At 77.6% G+C, this 4212-nt stretch carries 3 protein-coding genes; all 3 read right to left on the reverse strand.

Translation table 11 applies throughout. The features are described from left to right. Positions 1-18: 18 nt before the first annotated feature. The 3 genes from ACFV0G_RS36185 to ACFV0G_RS36195 all read right to left on the reverse strand — a co-directional run bounded on the left by ACFV0G_RS36185 (position 19) and on the right by ACFV0G_RS36195 (position 4110). Entirely contained in the window at positions 19-666 is a 648-nt protein-coding gene (locus ACFV0G_RS36185; protein ID WP_380557089.1) for a VIT family protein, read from the reverse strand. 318 nt (positions 667-984) lie between these two features. Further along, positions 985-2694 (reverse strand): PP2C family protein-serine/threonine phosphatase, encoded by a 1710-nt coding sequence (locus ACFV0G_RS36190; protein WP_380557085.1) that lies wholly within the window; start codon positions 2692-2694, stop codon positions 985-987. Positions 2695-2997: 303 nt separating this feature from the next. Next, positions 2998-4110, reverse strand: coding sequence for an ABC transporter substrate-binding protein (locus tag ACFV0G_RS36195; RefSeq protein ID WP_380557087.1), 1113 nt, complete (start codon positions 4108-4110; stop codon positions 2998-3000). Between the last annotated feature and the right edge of the window lie 102 nt (positions 4111-4212).

Raw genomic sequence — 4212 nt, forward strand, 5'->3', positions numbered from 1 at the left:
CAGGCGGCTGGCGGGCCGTCAGGCGACGGCGCCCAGCAGGGAGCCCGCCAGGTAGGTCACGGCCATCGCCAGGGCGCCGCCGGCCACGTTGCGCAGGATCGCCCGCCCGATCGGCGCCGATCCCAGGCGCGCGCTCAGCCAGCCCGTGACCACCAGGGCGACCAGGACGCACCCCACCGTCACCGGCACCCGCCACCCGTCGGGCGGCAGCACGATCGCCAGCAGCGGCAGCACCGCGCCCACGGTGAAGGCCACGAAGCTGGCCAGCGCCGCGTGCCAGGGGTTGGTCAGTTCCTCGGGGTCGATGCCGAGTTCGGTCTCGGCGTGGGCGCCGAGCGCATCACGGGCCGTCAGCTCGTGCGCCACCTCGCGCGCCAGCTCGGGGGTGAGCCCCTTGGCCTCGTACATGCCGGCCAGCTCGGCGAGCTCCTCCTCGGGCATGGTGGCCAGTTCGTGCTTCTCCTGCGCCAGGGCCGCGCGCTCGGCGTCCAACTGGCTGCTGACCGAGACGTACTCCCCGGACGCCATCGACAGCGCACCGGCGAGCAGGCCGGCCAGGCCGGAGGCGATCAGGGTGTCGCGGGATCCGGTGGCGCCCGCGACGCCGACCACCAGGCCGGCCGTCGACACGATCCCGTCGTTCGCGCCGAGGACGCCCGCCCGCAGCCAGTTGAGCCTGGTCCCGAGCCCGCCGTGCCCCGGCTCGTGGTCCTGGTCGCCGCCGCCGCTGTCGGCCGCCGACTCGTCGGAAGGGCGGTCGGGGTCCGCCGGCGGGTGCGGCCGGTCGGCCGGGTCCGGCGGAGTCGCGGCGTTCTCCCGGCCGTCGGGCTCGTCCTGCACCACCCCAGCATGCGGCCCCGGCGGACCGCCGGCTGCGACCGGCGTGGCATGTCGTCCACGATCGGCCCCGCCCGCCGCCACCGCCGGCGGGGACGCCGGACCACCGCCCACCGCCCACCGCCCGCACCGGAGACGGCCCGCCGGTCAGCGGGGCCCGGCCACCCGGAACGCCAGCACGGTCGCGTCGTCCTCGGAGCGCGGGCCGGACATGTCGCGGACCACGGCGTCGATGCACGCCTGGAGGTCGGCCCCGGCACGGCTTGCCGCGGCGTCCGCGAGGACGGCGATCCGGACGTCGATGTCCTCGTGCCTGCGCTCGACCAGGCCGTCGGTGTACAGCAGCACGGTGTCACCGGGGGCGAGGACCGTCTCCACCGCCGTGTAGCGGGTGTCGGACAGCACGCCGAAGGGCGGGCCGACGGCCGCCGTCAGCGGTCGCGCCCGGCCGTCGCGGTACAGCACCGGCGGCGGATGGCCGGCGCAGATCCAGCGCAGCAGCCGCCGGTCCGGGTAGTAGCGGGCGATCACGGCGGTGGCGGTGGACTCCGGGCCGTCGTCGTAGGCGATCTCGTTCAGCCAGGCACCGAGGTCCTCGACCAGCGCCCCGGTGAAGGCCAGGCCGCCGAGCGCGTGGCGCAGCCGGGACATCAGGGCGACGGCATCGAGTCCGTGCCCGCGGGCGTCGCCGATCGCCAGCAGGGCCGGGCCGTCCGGCAGCGCCCGGCACTTGTACCAGTCCCCGCCCACGCCCGCCTCGGCCGGCCGGTAGGCGACCGCGGTTTCCAGTCCGCAGCCGGTCAGCGAGGCGGCCGCCCGCGGCACCAGGGCGGCCCGCAGCCGCCGGACGATCTCCTCCTCGGCGTCCGCCCGCTGCCGTTCGCGGAGCGTCTCGGACTCCTGGTACCGCAGCCGGCGGCGGCTCTCCACCAGGTCGGTGATGTCCTGCAGCACGGCGCGGACGCCGACCACCGGTCCGTCGGGGGGCCGCGCCGGGTCGCCGGGCCGCCCGCCCGCCGCCCGGACGGTCTCGGCGGCCAGCCTGATCCGGCGCACACCGGTCGGTCCGGTCAGTGCCGTCTCGGTGTCGACGCCCCCGTCGGACAGCAGCCGGTCGAAGTCGCGGAGGAGGTCGGGCAGCACCGCGGGCACGACCCGGCCGAGCAGGGCCGTCAGCGGCGGGGCCGGTCCGGTGGCGGGCAGGCCGAGCAGGTCGAACAGGCCGGGCGACGCCTCCATCCGGCCGTCCAGCAGGTTCCACTCGGCCCAGCCGACCCGGGCGATCCGCTGGGCGTCGACCGCCAGGACCTGTTCTCCCTCGCGTTCGAGCAGCAGCAGGATGCGGTCGCCGCAGGGGTGGGCGGAGAGCAGGGCACGCCGGTGCTCGATGCGGCCGCCGGGGCGCGGCCGCAGCCAGTCGACCGTCCGCGCGTCCATCGGCCGGCCGGTCCGCAGTACGTCGGTGAGGGCGGTGAGGACGCGCCGCTCCCGCAGTGCCGGGAAGAACTGCTGCAACGGGACGGGCGAGTGGACGGCCTGTTCGCGCACCGACGGTCCGGCCTGCTCCGCGTAGCTGACGGCGGCGAGGTTGACGGCGAGCGCGGCGAGGTCCTGGAGCGTGCCGTCGGCGCCGGTCACCGGGGCGGTGAGCACGGCCGGCACCGGCACGGCGTCCAGCAGCTCGCGCAGGCCCGGTTCGACCGGGCGCAGGCCCTGCGGCGGCTCCATCGGCAGCGCCGTGGCCGCCGTGGCGGCGAGGACGTCGTGCCGGGACCGGTGCTCGCGGCGGAGCCGGGCCACCGTCCGGCGCAGCCGGTCCGATGCGGCGGCGCCGGGCTCGGGTGCGGGGTCGGGCATCGGCTCTCCGGTGGTCCGGCGGCGGGGTACGCCCCAGCATCGCCCGGCCCGCCGGGCCCCGGCCGGTACGGCGCTGCGGCACGGCAGCGGGTCGCCCGTTCGGTCGACGGCGGCCCGCGCGCGGCACGGGGGCGGATCGGCGTCGGCAGTTCCTCACCCGGGTCGCCGCCCGCAACCGTGCCGCCGCGCCCGCCCGGTCAGCGGCCGGGGCGGCCGGGGCGGCCCCGTTGGCCGTGATCGCCTGCCGGCGCGAGGCGGGGCCGACGGCGTGCCGGACGCCCGCCACGGTGCCGGTGCGCTCCCTCAGCCGGCGCGGAGGATCCGGAACCGGTCGGGTGCGGCCGGGTCCCGGTCGACGACCTGGACGGGCGGCCAGGCCCACTGCCACACGCTGATGCCGGGCGTACGGGAGAACCGGATCCGCCCGCGGGTGCCCTCGACCGCGAGGCTCGCCCAGGATTCGGCGGTGCCCGCCCGGTCGGTGCCGCGGGAGCGCAGCGCCTCGGCAAGGACGGTGACGGTGTCGTAGCCCTCGAGGGCGACGAAGGAGGGCGCCTCGGCCAGCCGCTCGCGCAGCGCCGCCTCGACCCGTGCGCCGAGCGGGCCGAGGTGCTCGGGCAGGTAGCGCAGGAAGGGGATCGCGGCGCCGTCCCCGCCCAGGAGCGCCGCCCATGCGGCGAACTCCGGCTGCCCGGCCGGAGCGCCGATCAGCACCTCGGCGAGACGCGGGTCGCGGCGGACGGCCCGGACGATCGGTACCGCCGGATCGGGGTGGCCGACCAGGAGGAGCAGGGCCGTTGCGCGGTTCCCGGCGAGTTCGTCGCACAGGTCCGCGGGGGTGAGCGCGCCCGCGTCGAGCGCGATGACGGTGCCCCCGCGCGGGGCGAGGTGGTCGCGCAGGATGCCGGTCCCGGACGCCCAGTAGACACTCGGCTGGGCCGCCACGGCGATGCGCCGGTGGCCGCCGCCGAGGAGGAAGTCCGCGTAGATCCGCCAGCCGTGGGACTGCGCCGGGGACAGGCGCGCGACCCGGTCGGTCGGCCGGTCGGTGAGCGCGTCGAGCACCGCCGACGAGCAGAGGAAGGGCAGACCGAGGGCGTCGGCCCGGGCGGCCGCGGCGCGGGCGACGACGCTGTGGTACTCCCCCGCCAGGGCCACCGCGCCCAGACCGGCCAGTTCGTCCACGGCCGCCGCGGCCCGCTGCGGATCGGCCGCGGTGTCCCGGACCATCAGCTCCAGCGGCCGTCCGGCGATCCCGCCGGCCTCGTTGACGTCACGGACGGCCAGTTCGAGTCCGGCGAGCAGGTGCCGGCCGGCCTCGGCCCAGCCGGGCCGGGTCAGCGGGACGAGGGCGCCGATCCGCACGGACGGTCCGTCAGTCCCGCTCGCTCCGGACGGCAATGGTGGCGTTGTCATGCGTCGGCGTCTCCCTGGGTGACCGTGCCGGAGGTGATCATGCCGGACATTGCATCCACCATCGCCGCCGCCGGGCAAGCCATTAACGGGCCCGCCGCCGGG

The organism is Kitasatospora sp. NPDC059571 (assembly GCF_042735675.1).
Classification (GTDB): Bacteria; Actinomycetota; Actinomycetes; order Streptomycetales; family Streptomycetaceae; genus Kitasatospora.